This is a genomic window from Mycoplasma razini (assembly GCF_048076865.1).
Classification (GTDB): domain Bacteria; phylum Bacillota_I; class Bacilli_A; order Mycoplasmatales; family Metamycoplasmataceae; genus Mycoplasmopsis.
Map to the genome: position 1 here is coordinate 399,677 of NZ_CP182212.1, position 21,807 is coordinate 421,483.

10 protein-coding genes are annotated in these 21,807 nt (G+C 29.4%); all 10 read left to right on the forward strand.

Annotated features, from left to right (window positions below):
* The first annotated feature begins 91 nt into the window (after positions 1-91).
* The 10 genes from ACM0L0_RS01710 to ACM0L0_RS01755 all read left to right on the forward strand — a co-directional run bounded on the left by ACM0L0_RS01710 (position 92) and on the right by ACM0L0_RS01755 (position 21,785).
* Positions 92-10,225, forward strand: a complete 10,134-nt coding sequence (locus tag ACM0L0_RS01710) for a hypothetical protein (RefSeq protein ID WP_416738840.1) — start codon at positions 92-94, stop codon at positions 10,223-10,225.
* 138 nt (positions 10,226-10,363) lie between these two features.
* Positions 10,364-13,294 carry a DNA polymerase III subunit alpha gene (gene dnaE, locus ACM0L0_RS01715; RefSeq protein ID WP_416738842.1) on the forward strand — a complete coding sequence of 977 codons (2,931 nt, stop codon included), beginning with the start codon at positions 10,364-10,366 and terminating at the stop codon, positions 13,292-13,294.
* The gene (locus ACM0L0_RS01720) at positions 13,278-14,171 is read left to right on the forward strand and encodes a 5'-3' exonuclease (protein ID WP_416738253.1); all 894 of its coding nucleotides are present in this window, start codon (positions 13,278-13,280) and stop codon (positions 14,169-14,171) included. The genes dnaE and ACM0L0_RS01720 overlap by 17 nt, the downstream gene beginning before the upstream one ends.
* Positions 14,165-14,737 carry a dephospho-CoA kinase gene (locus tag ACM0L0_RS01725; RefSeq protein ID WP_416738254.1) on the forward strand — a complete coding sequence of 191 codons (573 nt, stop codon included), beginning with the start codon at positions 14,165-14,167 and terminating at the stop codon, positions 14,735-14,737. The genes ACM0L0_RS01720 and ACM0L0_RS01725 overlap by 7 nt, the downstream gene beginning before the upstream one ends.
* A 44-nt stretch (positions 14,738-14,781) precedes the next feature.
* Positions 14,782-15,765, forward strand: a complete 984-nt coding sequence (locus ACM0L0_RS01730) for a hypothetical protein (protein ID WP_416738255.1) — start codon at positions 14,782-14,784, stop codon at positions 15,763-15,765.
* Positions 15,766-15,778: 13 nt separating this feature from the next.
* Positions 15,779-16,684: a hypothetical protein gene (locus ACM0L0_RS01735; RefSeq protein WP_416738256.1), complete on the forward strand. Its 906-nt coding sequence runs from the start codon at positions 15,779-15,781 to the stop codon at positions 16,682-16,684.
* Between the two features lie 11 nt (positions 16,685-16,695).
* Positions 16,696-17,541 (forward strand): methionyl-tRNA formyltransferase, encoded by an 846-nt coding sequence (fmt, locus tag ACM0L0_RS01740; RefSeq protein ID WP_416738257.1) that lies wholly within the window; start codon positions 16,696-16,698, stop codon positions 17,539-17,541.
* Positions 17,542-17,673: 132 nt separating this feature from the next.
* The gene (locus ACM0L0_RS01745) at positions 17,674-18,126 is read left to right on the forward strand and encodes a YhcH/YjgK/YiaL family protein (RefSeq protein ID WP_416738258.1); all 453 of its coding nucleotides are present in this window, start codon (positions 17,674-17,676) and stop codon (positions 18,124-18,126) included.
* A 12-nt stretch (positions 18,127-18,138) separates the two neighbouring features.
* Positions 18,139-19,497 (forward strand): asparagine--tRNA ligase, encoded by a 1,359-nt coding sequence (asnS, locus tag ACM0L0_RS01750; RefSeq protein WP_416738259.1) that lies wholly within the window; start codon positions 18,139-18,141, stop codon positions 19,495-19,497.
* A 113-nt stretch (positions 19,498-19,610) separates the two neighbouring features.
* Complete coding sequence (locus tag ACM0L0_RS01755) at positions 19,611-21,785, forward strand: IdeS/Mac family cysteine endopeptidase (RefSeq protein ID WP_416738260.1); 2,175 nt, start codon at positions 19,611-19,613, stop codon at positions 21,783-21,785.
* Positions 21,786-21,807: the final 22 nt, after the last annotated feature.

The following is a 21,807-nucleotide window of genomic DNA, read 5'->3' on the forward strand; positions in this document are numbered from 1 at the left end:
AAATAAAAGATCAAATTTTACCCAAAAATAACAGGTAAAAATTAAAGTATATAATAAATCCATATTTAAAGATAAATATAAATAAAGGAGTTTGAATGAAAAAAACCTAAAGAAAGTTATTTTACCTGTTAGTTTAACAAGTATCGCAGCTTTACCTCTTTTAGCTACTATTTCAGCTAATGGTGAAGCTGATTCTAATGCTAGCCAAAACTTTAATGGTGATGGCTTTACAGGTACTTATACTAAAGATCAATCAATGTCTATTACCAAAAATTTCGGAAATGATACAGCTATTTTTGGGAATATTAATGCTGCTACGCCAAGTACAAATCTAGAATGAAATTCTAGACTCTCAAGTTGAGATGTTTGGCAAAATGGAAATGCATATTCATCAAGCATAGATAGTGGATGAAAACAATTAGTTAACACTAACTACAGTAATTCTGTTGTTGTTGAAGAGATCTCTTCAAATCAAATGCCAGAAAATGATTTCTACTTTATTTCTACAAATAGACGTAGAAAATGAAGAGCAGTATTTAACAATGGCTTTATACCTGCAAATCCACAAGGGACAGAAACACCAAGTGAATATTCAAATTATGTGCCAAACTCATATGGAAATTTAAGTTTTGGACTCGCATTAACTCGTGACTTACAAATTGTTAATAATTCTGTAAGAATTACAATTATTCCAAAAAACACTAATTATAATTGAATCACACTACCTGATGAACCTCAAAAAAATGGATATGTATACAATGTACTAAATAGTCAAGAATCTACACCATTAACTACAGGCCCAGTTTATGTCCCTGATTTTAGAAATAAACGTAATTTAGTACGTTTTGACTTAGGAACATTTAGTCAAGGAAATATATTTATTAATTCAAATGATGCTTTTTACAATCCTTTTAATGATGCTTTCAATGGATCAAAAGGAGAGTGAAAGGACAATTCATGACTTTATAGCACACCATTTAAATTAAATAACATTATGTATCGGACACTTGATCCAGACTATAATGATAATATTACAGACGTAAATTATTTAATAAACGGAGATAAGACCCAATCTGGTTACCCTTCTGCGCAATGACAATCTTTACTTGCTTCATTCTTAGTTAAAGAACCAAATTCTCCATTAGCTAATAATATAAATAATGCTGGTTCTGTCCTTTTTGGACAAGTTTCAACAGGAGCTTGAACTTTTCCTAAATCTAGCTATCGTCCTACAGTAGTTGTTGAATTTGAAACAATTGATAATCAATCTGACTACAACATTAATAATCGAGTTAACTATCCTTTCACTAAAAATAATAATGGTGGAGTATCTGCTTTCATGACCTTATATGGAGGTGTTGGATATAACTACGTTGCTGCTAACTCTGTATCATATAACAGAACAAACTACAGAACTATTAATGTCAAAGTTATTGAACACGCAATTTCATCTTACATAGGTACACAACAAGGCATAGATAATTACTTTATTCCTGGTGGATATGGATATGATCTATACTATGGTGATACAAAACTTGGTTCAATTCCAGCAGATGTAATTGATCGTGCTAAAACTGCTGGGTATACTCCTAACAGAAAAGATTTTACTTTAAACTTAAGATTTAATTCAGATACATCAAAATGACCTGAAGAAATGAAAAATAGCTACAGTGGATTTATGAATCCAAATAAATTAATTCTTAAAAAGAATTACAAAAACCCTGATCAAGAAGCGTTCTTTAGTGTTGGAAAGAGTCATGATTTTGACCAAAGACCTGAAGATAATGGTGAATATTCAATAGGTGGTACATATTTAGATAGCAATTCATTAAAATACAATAATGAAATAGTATTTTATAACTATCCTCAATGAACAGGATCGCCAACAAATCAATGAGGAATAATAAAACTTAATGAATTAAAGAGTGTTGCTAATGCTACAAGTAATTCAAATTCTGCAGGAAATTATTCAATTTACAAAGGAAAAAATTACTCATTTAAAAATACAGCACTATTAGATAATCAAATTAAAGCCATCGATAATAGTTTATATAGTGACTGAAGGGTTAGCCACTTTACTAATAAATTATGAGTTACATTAGAAGATGATATTAAGCAAGGTCTATTTGATGTAAGACAAAACTCAGTTGCTTATAAATACATGGGTGATATTAAGCAATATAATGAAACACCTAACGCCACAAATAATCAAACTGTTCAAAATGTCAAAAATTATTTACAAATTCAAAACTGAAAACAAAACAAAGATCAAAAAATGGATAACTATGTCTCATATTCATTTGCTGCACCTGAATTAAAAGCTAAATTTGATCAAGCTTACACAAATTTAGAAAATTGAGAGTCAAAAAATTGAACTCCAAATATTAATATTAGTGGAGAAACATTGGTAGATACAAATAATGTAGCTACTAATTTGAAAAACTTAAGCGAAAACTTAATTAACACACTTAATGCTTTGAAAACAGCTAAAGGAATTGGTTTTGAAAATGGAGAACAATTAACTGCTCAAGAATTTGTTAATAAAGCTTTTGAGTTAATTGATTCAACAAATATTTATTCACCAGAATATATTTCAGCATTTAAAAATTTTGTTTTACAACAAACATCACGTGAAACAGTAGTTGAATATGTAAATGCTCTTTTAGCAATTAATGAAGAATACAAAAAAGCTGAACCAATTTACAATAAATATAATCCCGTTTTAACTGATCAAAAATATGTCAACTTGCAAGTACCAAGTAATCCAACTTATTCAGCATTCCAAAAGAAAATGACTGCATTTGCAAGCTGAGTTGAAAAAGTTAAATCACTTAAAGAAAAACAATTAGTAGATCCTAATATGACTACATTATCCTTCTTAAAAGATGCTGCTGAAGGGTTAAAACCAAATAATTTAGACGCAGCATATCAAGCTATAACTTCTGATGTTGATACATTTGTTTCAAAAGTTAAAGCAATGAAATCTTTAAGTCAAGAAGACATAAATAGTTATGAAGCACAATTAAATGCTGTTATTGCATCTCAAGGTTCACAAATAAATTCTAATAGACTACTAGAAAACTTTGAAGCAAGAGAAATTGCTTTAGTTAAAATCTTTACAACAGCAGAAATGCAAAATAAAGTTAATGAAATTAAGAATAAAAAGACAGTTGCTACAGACCACTTTTTAGATATTAATTCAACTACTTTATCAACTTCTTATAATAAAAACTTTACAAGTTCTGCAGGTACATACCCTATTAACTTGACAAATACAGAATCTGTAAGTTTCCCAATTTCACAAAACTTCCACGAACCAAATAGTTCATATTTAACTAATAAAAATAACTCAAATGCTATTTACTACATGTATCCAAACACAACATTGGATTCAGCTGCAATAAACTACATTTGACAAGCTGCTAACTATAAAAATGGAAGCAGTGCTCCTTCTTCAAGTATTACTGTTCAAAAAGTTGATACAAATAAAGCCTCAGACATTTTAGCCAATGTGCTTGAACTATACAAACAATCATTAAATAGCAAGAATAATTGAACATCATATACAGAAATCAATAATTTATATACTCAAAAAGTATCAAATCTTGATAATTTCTTATTAAGTTATGCTTCATTAGTACCTTATAAAGGTACAAATGGTCAAAATGGTGGTCTAAATACTGCTCAATACAATGAATTTGTAAAACAATTATATGAATTTACAATAGTAAATCCAGCAAGCGATCTTGAAAGTAAAGTTTCAAGCTGAACAAGTAATGTTCAAAGCACAGTTGCTGCTATGAATTCATTAAAAACAATACTAAATACATATTATTTACCTTCAACAAATAATAATACAAGTTCAACAAACGTTTTCTTAAACGGACAATTCTATGGTTTTGGTAATTATGATCACTCAATTTCAAAAGGTAACTCTGGAGAATTTAATGTTCAAATGCCTGTCTTAAATGGTGAACTAATCGCTTTATTAACTACAGCATTGCAAGTATTACAAACACCATATAATACTCTTGCGTTTAATAAATTTGTTGCTTCAAATGCTGCTGAAAGTGAAATTATTGCAGGAATGAAGTCTTCAAACATTCCAGCTGTTCTTTCTGTAACATTAGATCCAAGTGCAACTGAATACAAAACATTTGTTTATACTCCCGAAATGTTAAAAACATTAGCAGATTCTTTAAAAGATGGAGCAGCACAATTAAGTGGAAGAAAAGATGCAGTTTCAAACCAATATGCACCTTACTTAGCTAACTTATTTGGCGAAATTAATAAAACAAATGACAACGCTACTCCATTATTTAGCGCAGAAGAATTAACCACATTTAAGGAACAAATTAGCAAACTAAATTGAAATTCATATACTATTGAAAATGATAATTCTTACTACTATCAAATAAATCAATTACTTGTAGCACAAGCAACAAAATACATTAATTCACTTCAAAATGTCAGTCAAGCAGATAAAACAAGCGCAATTAATGCAATCGACTTGCAACAAAATAGTGTAACATTTGCTGATTTAATGATTAATGCCACAAATCAACCACAATGATTATGAAAATTACAAGCAATCTTATATCAAGTAAGTCAAATTGATAATGAAAATGCTAAATTAAAAGCTAATATTAGTCAATACACTTCATTAAATGCAAGCCAAGTTGAAGCACTTAAAAATCAATACTTAAATGGACAATTATGAAATGCTGCTTCAGTTAACATTACAACTAAGAACCAAAAACTAGACAATAAGTTTTCTAAGGTAAACAAAGTATTATACTTACAACCAAATGGTTCAATTGCTCAAAATGCTGCTGCATTAAATAAACAAATGAAGACATTAAAAGACTTTATGTCAACTCAAATTGCTGCATTAAATGTTGAAAAAGAAAATCAAGATCCTATATTAACATACGCTACAAATAAAGATGCATTTATGAATGCATATAAAGCTGTTGGTGATGTTAATGCAATTTCAAATATCAATGCAAGCCAAATTAAAACTTTATATGATAATTTAAAAACTCAATATGATGCTTTAAATGGATACAACAATAAGCTACAACAAGAAATTAATGCAACTGATAGTAACATTCAAAACTTCATTACTCAACCAGAGTTTTCTAAGATTGCAAATATTGCTAGCTTGCCAAAAATTACAACACAAGAAGAATATCAAGCTGAATACAATAAATTATTAAACTCATTAAAAGATCAAACAACTGCTCAAATTAATAAGCAACAATACTTAACACAAGCACAAAAGAATGATTTAAATAAAAAAGCAGCAGCTGTAAATGGAAGCTTTAATAATTTATTACCAATAGTAAATAATGCTACAACATTAAATACTCAAATGCAAAAATTACAATCAGCTAATAGTGCTGCTTCTTCATATCTAAACGATAATCAACAAGCTATTGATTCATTACCTAATTCACCTGAAAAAGAAGAATTGAAAAATGCTTTAGAACAAGCTAAAGTTGTATTAGGTACTTATAGTGAACAAAATGCTCAAGCACAAAACTTGACTGCTGAACAAGCTAAAGAATTAACAGATAAGATAAATGATTCATTAGCTAAGGTGAAAAAAGATCTTATTATTCAAAGCATTAAAAATACTTTAGAACCTGTTAATACTTCTTCACCTTCAGGATTACAACAAGCTAAAAATAGCATTTTATCTCAAGCAACAAATACTGCTAGTGATGAAGCTTTAAAAGCTCTTGAACAAAAGGCTAAAAATGCTATAACATTAAAACCTTTATATCAAGAAATAGATGACACTAATAAAATTAATCATAAAACTCCTGAATTAAATAATGCAATTCAAGCTGCTGAAAACTATACAAATGATACGTTATCATCAGGAAGCACACCAGATGCAAGTGCTGTGCAACAAGAAGTAACTAAACTTCAAAATGCTGCTAAATTAAATGAGTTGCAAGGATTAATTAATAGTGCTAAAGCCATCGAAAAACCATCCGATGTATTAAAGAAAGCGCTTGCAGATGCTCAAAGTGTTGCAGAACAAAAAGACAGCACTCAATATCAAGCACAAATTAATAATTTAAAAGATGCTATCTTAAAAGAACCTTTAAATAGTGCTATTCAAGCAGCAACTGATGCTAATAAAAAACTTAATGATCCTGATTTAACAAAAGCAATTGAAACTGCTAAAGGTATTCTTACTCACTCTGGTTTAACTGAAGAACAAGTTGATCAAGCTGCAAACGATTTAAATAATGCCCTAAAATTAGCTAAAATTAAAGCTAACGCAGGAGAAGCATTATCTGACAAGATAAAAGAAGCCGAAGCTGCTCAACCCGCCGTAAGCCCATACTTACAATCAATTATTGATAAAGCTAAAAAATTACAAAGCTCATCTGAAGCTACATCTAACGATTTCTTAAATGCAATTAATCAATTAGATGCTGCTATGTCACTTAACAAATTAATAAAAGCTCAAGAAGCTGCTCAAAATAACGTGCAAGCTACAGGAGCTTCAAGTCAATTTACAAATATTTCAAATCAAATTACTCAATTTATTAACTCACAAGAAGCAATTATTAATGATCCAGCACAAGCTTCAAAATTAGATCAAAAGAAATTAGAACACCAAGTTAGCGGATGAATTAACAAAATTTATCAAGCAGCTAATGCAAATAGTGTTCTAAAGAAAATTGATGAAGAAAATGCTGCTTTAAGCAATGAAAATCCAGCTTCAGACTTAGTTCCATACTTAAATAACTACAAAGCTAATGCTGCTAAATTGGCACAACAAGCTTTAAATGCAACAGATGGAACAACTTTAGGTGCTACACCAGAAGAAACTAGTGCATTATCAAAAATCCAAAGTTTAGCTGAAGCAAACTACAATTACTACAAATTAAATAAATTAATTGATTCAGCAAATCAAATTACAGATAAATCTGAATCATTACAAAATGCTTTAAGCGATGCAAGTGTAATTAAACAATTAGGTGGAGCAGGATTACCATTTGAATCTCAAAATTCATTAAATAATGTATTCAATTCAACAGTTCCAAGCCTAAAACAAGACAACTTAAAAGATAAAACTAATAATGCTACAGGATTAATTGACCAAGCATACAAAAACTTAGAAAGTGCACAAAGCAAAAATACATTAGCAAACACAATTGCTAAAGCTAAGAAAGAATTAGAAATTATTAATGCCACAAACACAGGTGCAACACTTGATCCTGAAGATAAATTACTACAAGATAAATATGAAGCATTAAATCAAGCTATTACTACAGCTGAAGGAGTTTTAGGACAAAATAACTTAGTTGGAAGTGCTTATAATGCTGAAGCTGAAAAACTTGAAGGTGTAATTACGGCTGCAACTGGATTGATGAATGAACTTAAAGGCAAACTACAAAGTGCAATTGATGCTGCAACAGCATTTAATTCAAATCCTGAAATTGCTGCTCAAATTACAAAAGCGACAGGAATGATTAAAGATCCTAATGCAAAAGGTGTTGATGTAGTAGAAGAAACAAACAGCTTAAATAAATTAGTTGCAAAAGCTAAATTACAACAAGCTTTAGAAAATGTGGATCCTGAAATTCAAAACTCAAAAGCTTACCAAGATATTTTAAAAACTCCCGCTACAACTGTATTAAATGATCCAAATTCAACTGTTGATCAATACAATAAGGAAACTGAAAAGATTAATGCTGTTGCTAAAGCTAAGAAATTACTACAAGCTATTGATGCTGTAAATTCAACTGCTGTGAAACCATTATCTCAAGCCTTATCACAAGCATTAGCTCAAGCAAAAAGTGATATTACAAATAATTTAACAACTCAAGACCAAAATTACTTTGATAATAAAGCTAAAGAGTTATTAAATGCTTTAAATGACAATAATTTAGATAACTTAATTAATCAAGCAGATAAAATCACTCCTGCTTCAGAAGTTTTAAGTAAAGCATTAAATAATGCTAAAGGTGTTAAAGCTAACGTTCAAAGTACACCAGAAGAAAAAGCAGCTGCTGTAAAAGCACTTGCACAAGCTATTAATCAAAATTCATTAGTAAATGCAATTAATGATGCTCAAAATGTAGTAAAAAGCTTTACTCCAGAAGCTGGTCAAAATGATACAGAACAAGCTGCAAAAATCCGTGAAAGCTTAACTAACGCTCTAAAAGATGCAACAGCTGTATTAAATAACCCTGCTTCAAGCAAAGAACAGTTAGATAATGCTGCAAATACATTAACTCAAGCTTTAGTTCAACCTAAAGAAACTTTAGATAAAGCTAAATCAGATTTACAAAAATTAGTTACTGAAACAACAGCTAAAATTCAAAACAACACATTAGAACCATCTAATGAATTAAATAAAGATTTAGCTGCTGCAAAAGAAGCTTTAAGTAATCCTAAATCAAATTACTTTAACTATACTCAAGCTAATAAAGATTTAGCAAATGCTGTTAAAGCTAATGATTTACAAAAAGCTATTGAATCTGCTAAAACATATCCAGATTCATTCCCACAAGAAGCAAATCAAATCCTAAATAACTCTAAAGCTATGGCTCAAAATGCAAGTGATCAAACTTCAGAAGCTCTTGCAAACCAAGCTAAACTTCAAACATTGGCTAATAATGTAGTTGATAAAATGTTGGAAGTAAATAAATTAGATTCATTAAATAATGCTCAAAAGACAGCAATTATTAAATCATTATCAGACATTTTAGCAAAACCTAATATTGCTGCAGATTCAACTGCAAATAATCAAATTGATAGTATTGTAACTAATGCAAAAGACTTAAATGCTAAGATGCAAGAATTAAGTCAATATGTTAATGAACTTCCTGAAAGTTTAAGAAATAATCCTCTTAGCTCAATTAATTACACTTATGCTGATAGTGAAAAACAAGTTGCTTACAATACAGCTCTTGAAAATGCTACAAGCGTACTAAATAAAGAAACAGGAAAAGTAGTTGATAATAATCAAGCTAGCGCAATTACAAACTACTTAAATGCTCTTAAAGATGCAAAAGATGCACTAAATGGTGATAATAACTTCAAAGCATTTAAAGATGAAGCTGCAAAACAATTAGCAAAAGATGCTACAGTAGTAAATACAAATAGTTTCTTCAATGCTCCAACTGCTCTTCAAAACAAATATAATAATGCCTTAGCACAAGCTCAAGCAGACATGAAAGTAGTTGATCAAATGACAAGTGCTACAAATAAAGATAATACAGATAAGTTACAATCAGACTTAGATAATTTAAAAGCTTTACAAGATGAAATTAATAAATTTAGTAATAAATCTTATGAAATCAATGGAGCTAAAGTCCCAGGCGTTGATAAAGTTCTAGAAGGATTAAATAACTTATCTCCTGCTTATAAACAACAAATAAAGGATAGTTACAATAACGCAACTACTTATCCAGTAGCTAGTCAAATTCTAAAAGAGGCTAAAGCTAAAAATGACTCAATTACAAACGACATTAACAATTTAACTGATACAGTTAAAAATGCTATCGCACAAGCTCCAAATGTTTCATCAAAAACAATGGATCAAATTAAGAAACAACTTGAAGATGTTAATAAGATTGCAGCTAATCCAAATACTGTTGCAGATGTTAATAAACTAGTTAATGGTTTAGATAACTTATTAAACTTCAATAATGCTTTAAATCAATATAAAGCAAGCTCAATTAGCAATGCTGACTACAATACAGTTTTAAATAACTTAGAAAAATTCATTAATGCAGCTGAAATAGATCAAAGTACTATTCATGCAAATAATGCAAATGCAATGCAAACATTAGCAAATAAATTAGCTAATGAAAAAACAGTTGCAACAAATATGATTAATGCTGTTAAGGCTTTACAAAATGGTGATGCAAATGCCTTAGCTACAGCCTTAAACAACTTATCTAGTGCAACAAATAACTCAGTATATAATGACTTAGAAAGTCAAGTTGAAACAAGCAATTACTTTAACATTTTATCAACACCTAAGAAATCAATTACTAAAGCTCAAGTGCAAGCTTTAAAAGATCTTATTCAATCAACTCCATTCTTAGATGTTGACAATGTTATCCGCTCAGCCTTTGTACAAAATATTAAAGCTTCACGTTCAGCTTTCCCATGATGAGCATATTTAATCATTGTTTCTGCTCTAACATGAACAGCCGGTATTATTCTATTAACTTTTAGAAGAAAATAATTAGCTGCTTAACACATTCCATTTATATGGGGTGTGTTTTTTTATATCACATATTTTTTTAACTCAATAGCTAAGCTTTTTTCATTACAAATCAATATACTTACTTTAATTTTAGTAGTTATGTTTTATAATTGATTTATGAAAAAAATCTATTTACATACAAATACTGAATATTCATTCTTAAATTCAACAATCAGAGTTCAGGAATTAATAAAATTAGCTAAAGAACAAGGTTTAGAATACCTACCTTTAACTGATATTAATAACTTATATGCATTACAATACTATTGAGAAGCCCAAAGTAAATATGGCATTAAACCTTTAATCGGTCTAGAGCTTAATTTACTCGAAGGTTTTAGTGTTTTTTTACTAGCTAAGAATAATGATGGTTATAACTTAATTAATGACTTAATTTATAAGATTTCACAAAATCAAACAATTTCTTATTATGATTTAGAAAATGAAAATATCTTTGTTATTGATCATGAACTTTTAGGGCTTAAAGCAAAAGGAATACAGGTAGATAAATACCTTAAGAATTTTTATTTAAATGCAAAGCAACCTCAAGAAATTCAAACAGTATTTGCACCATGTAAAAAGGTTTTATATAGCGAGCAAAATGAATTACTCCCTATTTTAAACAGTATTGGAGGCATCCAATATTTAGAACACTTCTACTCTGATTATTTTGATCAAGATGAATTTGATTCAATTGATCCTTTAGTGTACCAAAATATGTTATTTATTGCTGAGAACTGTAATGTAACTATGCCAGATAGTAGCATTAAACTTGCTAAATATCCAGGCAATGTCAAACAAGAACTTGCAAGATTAATGTCAAACCAAAAAGCTATAAACTTAATGTATACTTTTGGCGAAGAAGTTGTTTCACAACGTGTTTATTATGAATTTGAAGTTATTAAAAAACTTGGCTTTTTAGACTACTTTTTAATAATTCAAGACATTATTAATTATGCTAAAAGTCAAAATATCGCTATCGGTCCAGGGCGTGGATCAGCTTCTGGTTCCTTGATTTCATATTTATTAGGAATTACTGATGTTAATCCATTGGAATTTGATTTACTTTTTGAAAGATTCTTAAATGTTGACAGAGTTTCATTACCAGATATTGATATCGATATTCAAGATAACCGTAGAGATGAATTATTACAATATATTAAAGATAAATATGGTGAAAACAATGTTGCTTTAATTAGTGTTTTCCAAACTTTAGCTTTAAAAAACTCTTTAAGAGATATTGCGCGTTACTTAGCAATTCTAGTTCCTGAAGTTGATAAAATTTGTAACGCATTAAAAAATACTGATGAAAGTTTAGAACAAGCTTATAAAACTAATGAAAAATATAAAATGTTAGTTGACATGTATCCTAAATTACATGATTATGCCAGTGCTATAGAAGGATTGCCACGTCAAATTGGAATTCATGCAGCTGGAGTAATTATTGCAGATAGGGATATTAAACACGTTATCCCGGTATCAGCTAATGCAAACACTTTACCTCAAGTGCAATTTACATTAAATTACCTTGAAAGATTTGGATTAATTAAAATTGATTTCTTAGGACTTAAAAACCTCACCATTTTACAAGAAATCGAAAATTTAGTACCTAATCAATATCACTTCGATAACATTATTGGCAAGAGTTATTCAAAATTTATTGATAAAGATATTGCACAGTTACTTAATAATTTATTGACTAATGGAATTTTCCAACTAGAATCACCTGGAATGAAAAATGCTATTAAAGAAGTACATATAGATTCATTTGATGATATATATGCTATTATTTCGCTTTTTAGACCTGGTCCAATGCAATATATAGCTACATATAGTCGAAATAAACAAAATCCAAGTAATATTGAACATATACATCCTGCATATGACGAGATCGTTAAAAATACTTTTGGTATCATTTTATACCAAGAACAAATCATGCAAATTGCTCAAAAAGTAGCGGGTATGTCATTTGCTCAAGCTGACTTACTTCGAAGAGCGATTTCTAAAAAAGATGAAGCTAAATTGCATAGTTACAAAGCAGACTTTTTCACCGGAGGAATTAAAAACAATATTCCTGAAGCAACATTAGAAGCTATTTATTCAAATATTGAGCGCTTTGCTGACTATGGATTTAATAAATCTCATGCTGTTGCATATGCTTTAATAGCTTATAAATTAGCTTACTATAAAGTCAAATTCCCATTATTTTTCTACAAAGTGCTCATTTCAAACTCATCAGCTGATCAACAAAATATTAAAAAATATGTTTCAGATGCTTCTAATCAAGGAATTAAGGTACATTCGCCTGAAATTAATTATTCAACTGATACTGTAGAGATTCAAAATAACGAATTATACTTACCATTAATTATGATTAAAGGACTTGGAGCAGTTGCAGCTAGCAAAATTGTTGAAGAACGTAAAGCTAATGGTCCTTACCAAAATTTTGTTTCAGCATACTTAAGATTAAAAAACTTAGCTAACGTTTCTGACAGTATTTTAGATAATTTAATTAAATCAAATACTTTTAGAGAATTTGGTGGAATTGATACTTTATTAAATGCCAAAGAAAAGTTCGCTTTACCATTTAATAAGTTATTTGAAGATTCTTATAAAAAAGTAACTGGAGATAAAAGCGCTTTAATGCAAACTTTTATTCAAACACAAGGAATCAATGATCTTGTCATGGACTTAATTCCTACTAATTTAGCAGAAGAAATGAAATATGAAGCCTCATTACTTGGTGCAGTTTATAATGCTTTTAATGGGATTGATACAAATAGTGGTTATAAACAAATTGATGAAGTTGGCCTACAATCTGTTTGAGTTAAATGTTTTATTTCTAAAGTACAAAAAGATGCCAAAGGTAGACCAAAAGTTTCGTTAGCTGATAATAGCAAAAGTATTTTAGCTTTTGGCTTTAGCTCACGTGCTAGTGAAATACTAAATTATACTGAACCAAGAATGGTACTAGCTTTATTAAAATTATCTAAAGCTGGCTACTACACATTTATTGACTGAAAAGAGATCCAAGATGAATTCAACAAATAATATTCACTTACTAATTGATGGGAACTATTTAATGTTCCAATCGTTTTATGCCACATATTATGGTAATCCAGATAATATCATGCGAGCTAGCAACGGAACTCCAACGAATGGAATTAATTTATTTTTACATCAGTTAAATAAATTAATTGAGTTTTATAACCCTCAATATATTTATGTTGCTTTTGATTCTAAAGAAAAAAGCTTTCGCCATGATATTTATCAAGACTATAAAGCTGGAAGAGCTAAAGCACCTGAAGAGCTTTATATTCAATTTGACTTAATTAAGCAAATTTTAGATTGCTTAGGAATTGTACAAGAAGAATTACCTGGTTTTGAAGCTGATGATTTAGTTGCAGCATATTGTAAAAAAGTTGCTCTTGAGGAACCTAAAATCATTTTTTCAAGAGATAAAGATTTACATCAACTAATTAGTCCAAATATTAGTATTATTCTTAAAGAAAATTATGGTTATTCATTATTAACTAATGATAACTACTTTGCTACATATGGTTTCCTACCATCTCAAGTAGTTGACTATAAAGCTTTAGCAGGTGATAATAGCGATAATTTACCTGGTGTTAAGGGTATTGGCGAAAAAACAGCTATTTCATTGCTTGAAAAATTTCAAACTGTGCCAAATTTATATGCAATGCAAGATCAATGAAGCAGTTTACTAACCAAAAGTGTTATCAACAAACTAACTGTCGGGAAAAATGATGCACTGTTTTGTCGCCAAATGGCAACATTAAACCCTAATGTTGAGACATTTAATACTAATAAAGATGCTTATATATTAAAATTAGATATTCAAAATGCTCTACCATTATTAGAGCAACTTGAATTAAAATCAATTATTGATAAATGAAGCAAATGATAGCAATTGTTGGCCGGATGGCTTCAGGTAAAAGCACCTTTTTAACTGCTTGTGCTACATTAGGATATAGCACATTTAATTGTGATCAGTATGTTTCTTACCTTTATACACAAGATAAGCAATTTATTCAACATATTGGAAAAAAATTCGGCGAATTTTTGCTTAATAATGGTATCCTGGATAAGAATGAAATTAAGAAATGAATTTTACATCAGCCCAATAATTTAAAAAAGTTAGAAAAAGAGGTATTTTTACAGATAAAATCGCATTTATTAACTCATCAATACGACTTTGTTGAAATTCCGATTTTATATAATGATGCTGTTGACTTTTCTAATTTATTTAGTTGCATTTTCCATATGCAAATTGACGAAGATACAAGACAAAAATTTCTACAACTAAAGGGTGTGGATAACTTTGCTTTGCAATTTTTAGACAACCAAAACGCCTATGAGTGAGGCTCAAAAGATTTTTTTCGTAAAAAGAAGGTTGTGCATATCTCATTGGAAAAACGTGATAATATAGAAAAAATAGCAAAAGTGCTTGAAGAGCTTGGGATTGTAATGTAAAATATGAATGCAATCAAATATTTTTTACGTTATAAGGAGACAAAATGGACCTACAATATTCATATTTCGCAGTTGAAAAAAATTCAGAAATAACTAATGATGATTTAGTTAATTTTAGAGAGTTTTATGGTCCATTTTTAGGATCAAATCCAATCTTTTTATACCAATATTTATTAGACTATGTGAGAGATAGTCAATTTAAGCGTTTTGCTTATGACTTTTTATCATTAACTGTCTTCTTAAACATGGATGAAGTTTCATTAACTAAGGCTAGAAAACAATTAGAAGCTGCAGGATTAATTAATACTTATGCTGATCACAGTAAAAAGATCATGATTTTTTCACTTCAAAAACCATTAAATGCTTTTGGTATCAAACAAAACCAATTAATTACTAAATTATTACGTTCAAAAGTTGGTGATGAAAACTACAAACAAATGATCCTTGCTAAAACTCGTCCAACTACATACAAAGATTCTTATGATGTTGAAGATGTGACAACTGATTTCTTTGCAGAATTCCCACTCCAAGCTTCAGCACAAAGCCAAGTTGTTTCTTCAAATAATTTTGTTGAAGACATTTTACGTCTTGGACAAATGAGAAAAAGTCGTCTTGAAACTGAAAAATTATCATTTTCAGCAGCAACTAGACTTGAAATTGGAAAAATCAAATATTCAAACGAATATGAAGCAATTATTAATCTTGATTGTATTGAATTTGCTCAACAATTAATTAATGATGAGCTAGAATCAAGCTATATTGCAACTTTACAACAATGACAAGATAAAGTTAAAGATGACAAAATTATTAACTTAATTTTATTTTTATCATTCTACCATTCAGCACGTCAAACAGGTAGACCATTAAAAGAATGATTTAAACATGCTGGAAGCATGATTAATGAAATTTTACAAATGAGCTTACTTTCATTCAATGATGTTGAAAACTACTTTGATGGTAAAATTAAAAACACTTATGATATTAAAGTTTTTCAAAAGAAGGAAATTCTTAAATCAATGTTAAAGTAAAAAGGAGTTAACTATGAGTTCAATCAAAAAACAAGCACCTATGCTTGACTTCTTAGGCCAAACTCCAATTAATAAAGAAAGCTTAATTGCAGAGATTAAAAAAGAGCCTTTACTTACTAAATTATTTAAAAAATTAAAAGTCTCAGATTCTGAAATCTGAGATTACTTTAATTATTTTATTGATTATAAAAACCAAATTCTGAACCCAAATGAATCACCATATTTATTAAACTTTGAACGTGATAAGAATAATAAATTAATAATTGAAAAGAAATTAGCCCGCAATCAAAAAGCTGATCAATTTCGCTTATTAAATAATTTACTTTTACAACATATTTCTTCACCTTTTTATGAAGAGGCCTTACGTGATTTAGAGGTGAATGATAATTTATATTATGATTTAGCAGGTATTAGAACGGAAATTTTATTAGCTTTAGAATCTAAACACAAAAATTCTAATCTGCTTTATGGAGTTTATTTTCATGGACCTGCAAATAGTTATCGGGTAAAATACTTATCAGCTATGGCCAATACTTTTGCTTTAAACGATGTTCCTGTAGCATATATTGATTTAAATCAACTTGATGAATGAGTCAAACAGCTAATTGGGAACAGTGAAGATATCAAATATATTGTTAACGAACTTTCAAAAGTTCCGGTCTTAATTATTGATGAAATAGGATTAAAAAATTACACAGAATGATTTTTAGAAACTGTACTTGTAAAAGTTTTACAAAATCGCGCTCAAAATCATTTATTAACTTATTTCGGATCTTATTATCCACTTAGCGAGCTGGCAAAAAAATTAATTACAACTAAAAAGAATAATACCATTACAACTGTTTCAAAACCTTTAGTTGATAAAATTATTCATTTAATAATTGAGTTAACTAGAGTTGAAACATTTATAGGTATTTAGAAAGGAAACTTATGCAAAAAATTAAAATTGTTTTAGCCGGAACTCCTGCTTTTGCAGTACCTGTATTTGAACAAGTAATCCAAAACTTTGATGTAATTGCCTTAATCTCTCAACCAGATCGTCCAGCTAATCGGGGATATAAGCTGGAGCCTACTCCAACTAAATTATTAGCTGAAAAATACAACATCCCACTTTTCCAACCAAATAAAATTTCAGAAATTTATGATTCATTAGCAGAAATGGATTTTGATATCTTTTTAACTTGTGCTTTTGGGCAAATCATTCCTGAAAAAGTCTTGAAATTGCCTAACTTAGCTGCATTAAATGTGCACGGTAGTTTACTTCCAAAATACCGTGGAGCTGCACCAATTCAATATGCATTATGAAATGGTGATACTGAAACTGGAATTACATTAATGCATATGGTGAAAGCCATGGATGCTGGTGATATGATAGTAAAAGCTAAATTAGAAATCTTGCCAACTGATACAAGCGACACTTTATTTAGCAAACTTTCTAACCTAGCTGCAAGCAATATCGTGACATGATTAAGCAATTTTGCTAAAGGAAAATATCAAGCTGAAGTTCAAGACGAAACATTAGTAACATTCAGTCCTAAATTAAACAAAGAAGACTCATATTTAAATCCTGAATTCAGCACAGAAGAAGCTTTCAATCGTATTAGAGCTTTTAGTTCAAATCCAGGTTGCTATTATTTAATTAATGAAAAAAGAGTCAAAATTTATTATGCAAGTAAACAAAAGATTCCAAATGCCATTAAATTAGATTTTGCTAATGGTTCCTTATGAGCAACTGATTATCAATTTGAAACTAAAAAACGTGTAAAAATTGGCTAAATATTAAAATCAAGCTACAAGCAAGTATCAAACTGTAGCTTGATTTTCTTTTTTTCTGATATAAATAAAATATTTATATCAAACTAGCCAGAAATGTTTATAATATAAAAGCTATTTTAATAAGGAGGAAAAATGATTTTTGACAAACTATCAAACATTAAAAAATATCAAGTCAATCCAGCTATCAAAGCAGCGCTAGAATTAGCTGCTAATGCTGATTTTGCAAGCTATGAATATGGAGTTCATGAGTTTAATGATGACATTAAGCTTGTTAAACGGAATTTTAGCCCCTTATTTGAAGAAAATTATGGTGAATTACATGACAATCACATCGATATTCACGTTTACTATGCTGGAGATGAAGTAATTTACTTCGATCCACAACCAAGTTATTCTCAAAGTGATATTTTAAGCACTAATCCAGCTAATGATGTCTTTTATATCAAAGCACCTCAATATCACAATCAAGTTAGATTAAACCAAGGGACATTTGCTTTATTTTTCCCTGGTGAATTACACAAAATAACATTTGCTAATGAACAATTAGCTAATAAAGACAAAATTATTATTAAAGTTAAGTATTAAGGAGATAATGCTATGCATTCAATTAAAAAATTTATATTAAAACCTGGATTTTATGATACATGAACTGATGTAACAGTTAAAGGATGAGTATCTTCAAACCGGGGAAACAAAAAAATTCGTTTTATCGAAGTAAATGATGGTTCAACTGTTAAGAACCTACAAGTTGTATTCAAAGGTGAAAACTTTGATTTTGAAGCTTTAGATAGCTTAAAACCTGGATCAGCAATTGTGGTTAAAGGGACATTGCACGCAACACCTAATGCACCTCAACCAATCGAATTAGTTGCTGACACTTTAGTTGAGTACAAAAAAGTTGATGAAGACTATCCAATTCAAAACCAAGAAATTAACTTAGAAACTTTACGTGAAATTCCTCACCTAAGACATAGAACTAACTTATTAAGAGCAATTATGTTAGTTCGTTCAACATTAGCACAAGAAATTCACAAATTCTTTATTAATAAAGATTTCTTCTTAATGGCTAGTCCAATTATTACAAGTAATGATGGGGAAGGGGCTGGAGAAACATTTATCATTTCAGATCCTAACAGTGAAGACCCATTCTTCGGAAAAAGCAAGAAAGCAACTCTTGGAGTTACTGGTCAATTACATGGAGAATCATATGCTGTAGGTATGAAGAAAATTTATACTTTTGCGCCTACTTTTAGAGCTGAAAAGTCAAACACAAAGAGACACTTAGCTGAATTCTGAATGATTGAACCTGAAGTTGCTTTCTATGATTTATTTGACACAATTGCTTTAGCTGATGACATGCTTAAAGTTGTAATTAGAAACACAATGGCTAAAAACAAGTTAGAACTTGAATATTTAGATCAAGTTACAAACAACGGACTTTTAGATAGACTAAACCACTTTGTTGAAACACCACTTTTAGTAGTTGATTATAAAGATGCAATTAAGGAATTACAAAAAGTAAGAGACATATTTGAAAACAAAGATATTGAATTTGGTTTAGACTTAGGTTCAGAACACGAAAAATACTTAACCGAAAAAGTATACAACGCTCCAATTGCTGTTATTAACTTCCCTAAAGATTTCAAAGCTTTCTACATGAAACAAAACCAAGATGGTAAAACTGTTGCTGCATTTGACTTATTAGTACCTGGTGTTGGTGAACTAGTAGGTGGATCACAACGTGAGTCAGATTACAATAAATTATTAACTAGAGTAAGAGAATTAGGTATTGATGAAAAAGACTTAGAATGATACTTAAACTTACGTAGATATGGGCACATGTTAACTTCTGGATTTGGACTCGGATTTGAAAGACTTGTTATGTATGTAACAGGTACAGAAAACATCAGAGAAGCTATTCCTTATCCAAGAACAAATGGTAACATTAAGATGTAATAATTATTAAACATTCCGTAAAAGGAGTGTTTTTATATAAAAAATAAAAAAATTTTGATTTTTTGCTATCAGTGTTAAAATAAAAGAATAAAAACAAAATGTGGAGAATAAATATGAAAAAACTAAATGCCTTTTTACATGTTACGGCAGCTGGGGTAATTGCTTCACCCTTAATTGCTATTTCATGTACTCAATCAAATGATCAATCACACAACAATGATAATCAAGCCTTAACTGATTTAAACAACAAAATTAATGCACTAAACAATCAACTTACTCAAAAAGATAAGGAAATTGAAAAACTAAATAAGAAAATTTTAGAATTACAAAATAATACTAGTAATATTGAAAATGAGCAAATTAAAGAACTAAAAACTAAGGTATCAAACTTAATTGCTTTAAATGAACAATTAAGTCAAACTTTAAATGATAATAAAAATCTGATTGCTAATTTAGAAAACCAAGTACTTACTAAAGGGCAAAATATAGATCAACTAAAAGTTGAACTTGCAAACAAAAGCAATGAAATGTTAGCTCTTAGCAGCCAAATTAGTTCATTACAAGTAAAAATTGGTAGCATGGAAGGTCAAATAGATGCTCTTACAAATAGCAAAAATACTTTAACAATGCAATTAAGTCAAGTTAATAAACAATTAGCAAGCTTACAAGAATCACTTGCTTTGAAACAATCTTTATTAGAAGCTGCTCAAGAAAAAATTGCAAAGCTTACTGAAGAAATTAATGAATTAAAGAAAAACAATAGTTCAACTTCTAGTGATAGTTCAACTAAGCCAAACCATGATTCAACTTCAACGCAACCAACAAGTCCAAATCAAGGCAGCGGAAATCAAAGTACTACCCCAGAGGAACAAACAAATAATCATAATTCTAACCCAAGTTCAAATACTTCAGGAGAAGAAACTAACCACACATCTCCTGAAGACTCTCATAATGCTGATGCTTCTGTAAATACAACTTCAATGTTTGAACTTAAGAAAAATATTCAAGTCACTAGAGGTTCTCATTTTGATTTAAATTCTTTAGTAACTATAAATAATAATTATGTTGCTAAAAAAGAAGTTAGAAGAATTGATCAAAATGGAATGTTAACCACAAAAGGTGTTTATATACCTCCAGTTCCAAAAGATAATGAAATACCAACTGTTAAAGATGGTAATTTGTTAACAAATCCTCCAATTGGCAAATGGTTTAAAACTACACCAAAATTTGACCCAGATGATAGAAGATATTTCTACATGTGATCTGAAGAAGACAACTGATTTGACTCTAATAAATGATTTAGACATACAAATGGAATTTCTCCAAGTGATGAAGACAACTACTATCCATATAGAACTTATGGAAATGGTGGAACTGATGATTGAAGTTGTTGAGCTGCAGCTTCAAGTAATGTAATGATGTGATGAATTCAACAAAATTACAAATATATTGAAGCATATTATAAAATGTATCCTCAAGATAGAGTAATTCTTTTAAATGGTAAAGATATCTTACAAAGTTATAAAGAAAAAGATTATGCCTTTTTACTTAACTACTTTTGTGAATATTTTACTGATAAAGCTGGGTTCACTTTATTTGGTAACCAATGATTACTTTCAGGAGTTAAAAATAATAACTTCAATGCTGCAATTGAACAAGATAAGCTTGCAGAAGCTCAAAACTTTAGAGGACTTTTCCCACACTTATTTAACTGAGATAACATTCAATCTTTAGGTGATTATAAAAAGTTTGCTGGAGGTTTATCTAATGCTGATAGAACCTTTTCAGATTATGTTAAATATGCTTTAGAAAATGATTATGCAGTATCATTTACAATCACATACGCATCAACAAACTATAACCATGCTGTTACAATGTGAGGTGCTCATTTTAATGACCAAGGCATTGTTGATGAAGTATATTATGTAAACTCTGATGAAGATAATAAAGAATTAAGAACTAGATCGCGTTTAGTAAGAGCTAAAGTATTTTATGAAGATAACAATAGACAAGTTATTTTATGATCATTCCCAGAACAAACAGATATTTCAAAACAATCACGAAGTTGAACTCCAATTACATCTGTTGAAAAATTTTCAAATGCTCATGATATGTGAGAAAAATGATACAAAGATAATGTTGATCCGATTGATGACAAAGTAATAGTTAATATTATTAATGGTGATCAATTTGACATCAATACTGCAGGAACATACAAAATTAAATATCAAGCTACAGATAAATTTGGAAACACCCAAACACAAGTTTCAACAATTACTGTGAAATAAGAAAGCACTCAGTGTGCTTTTT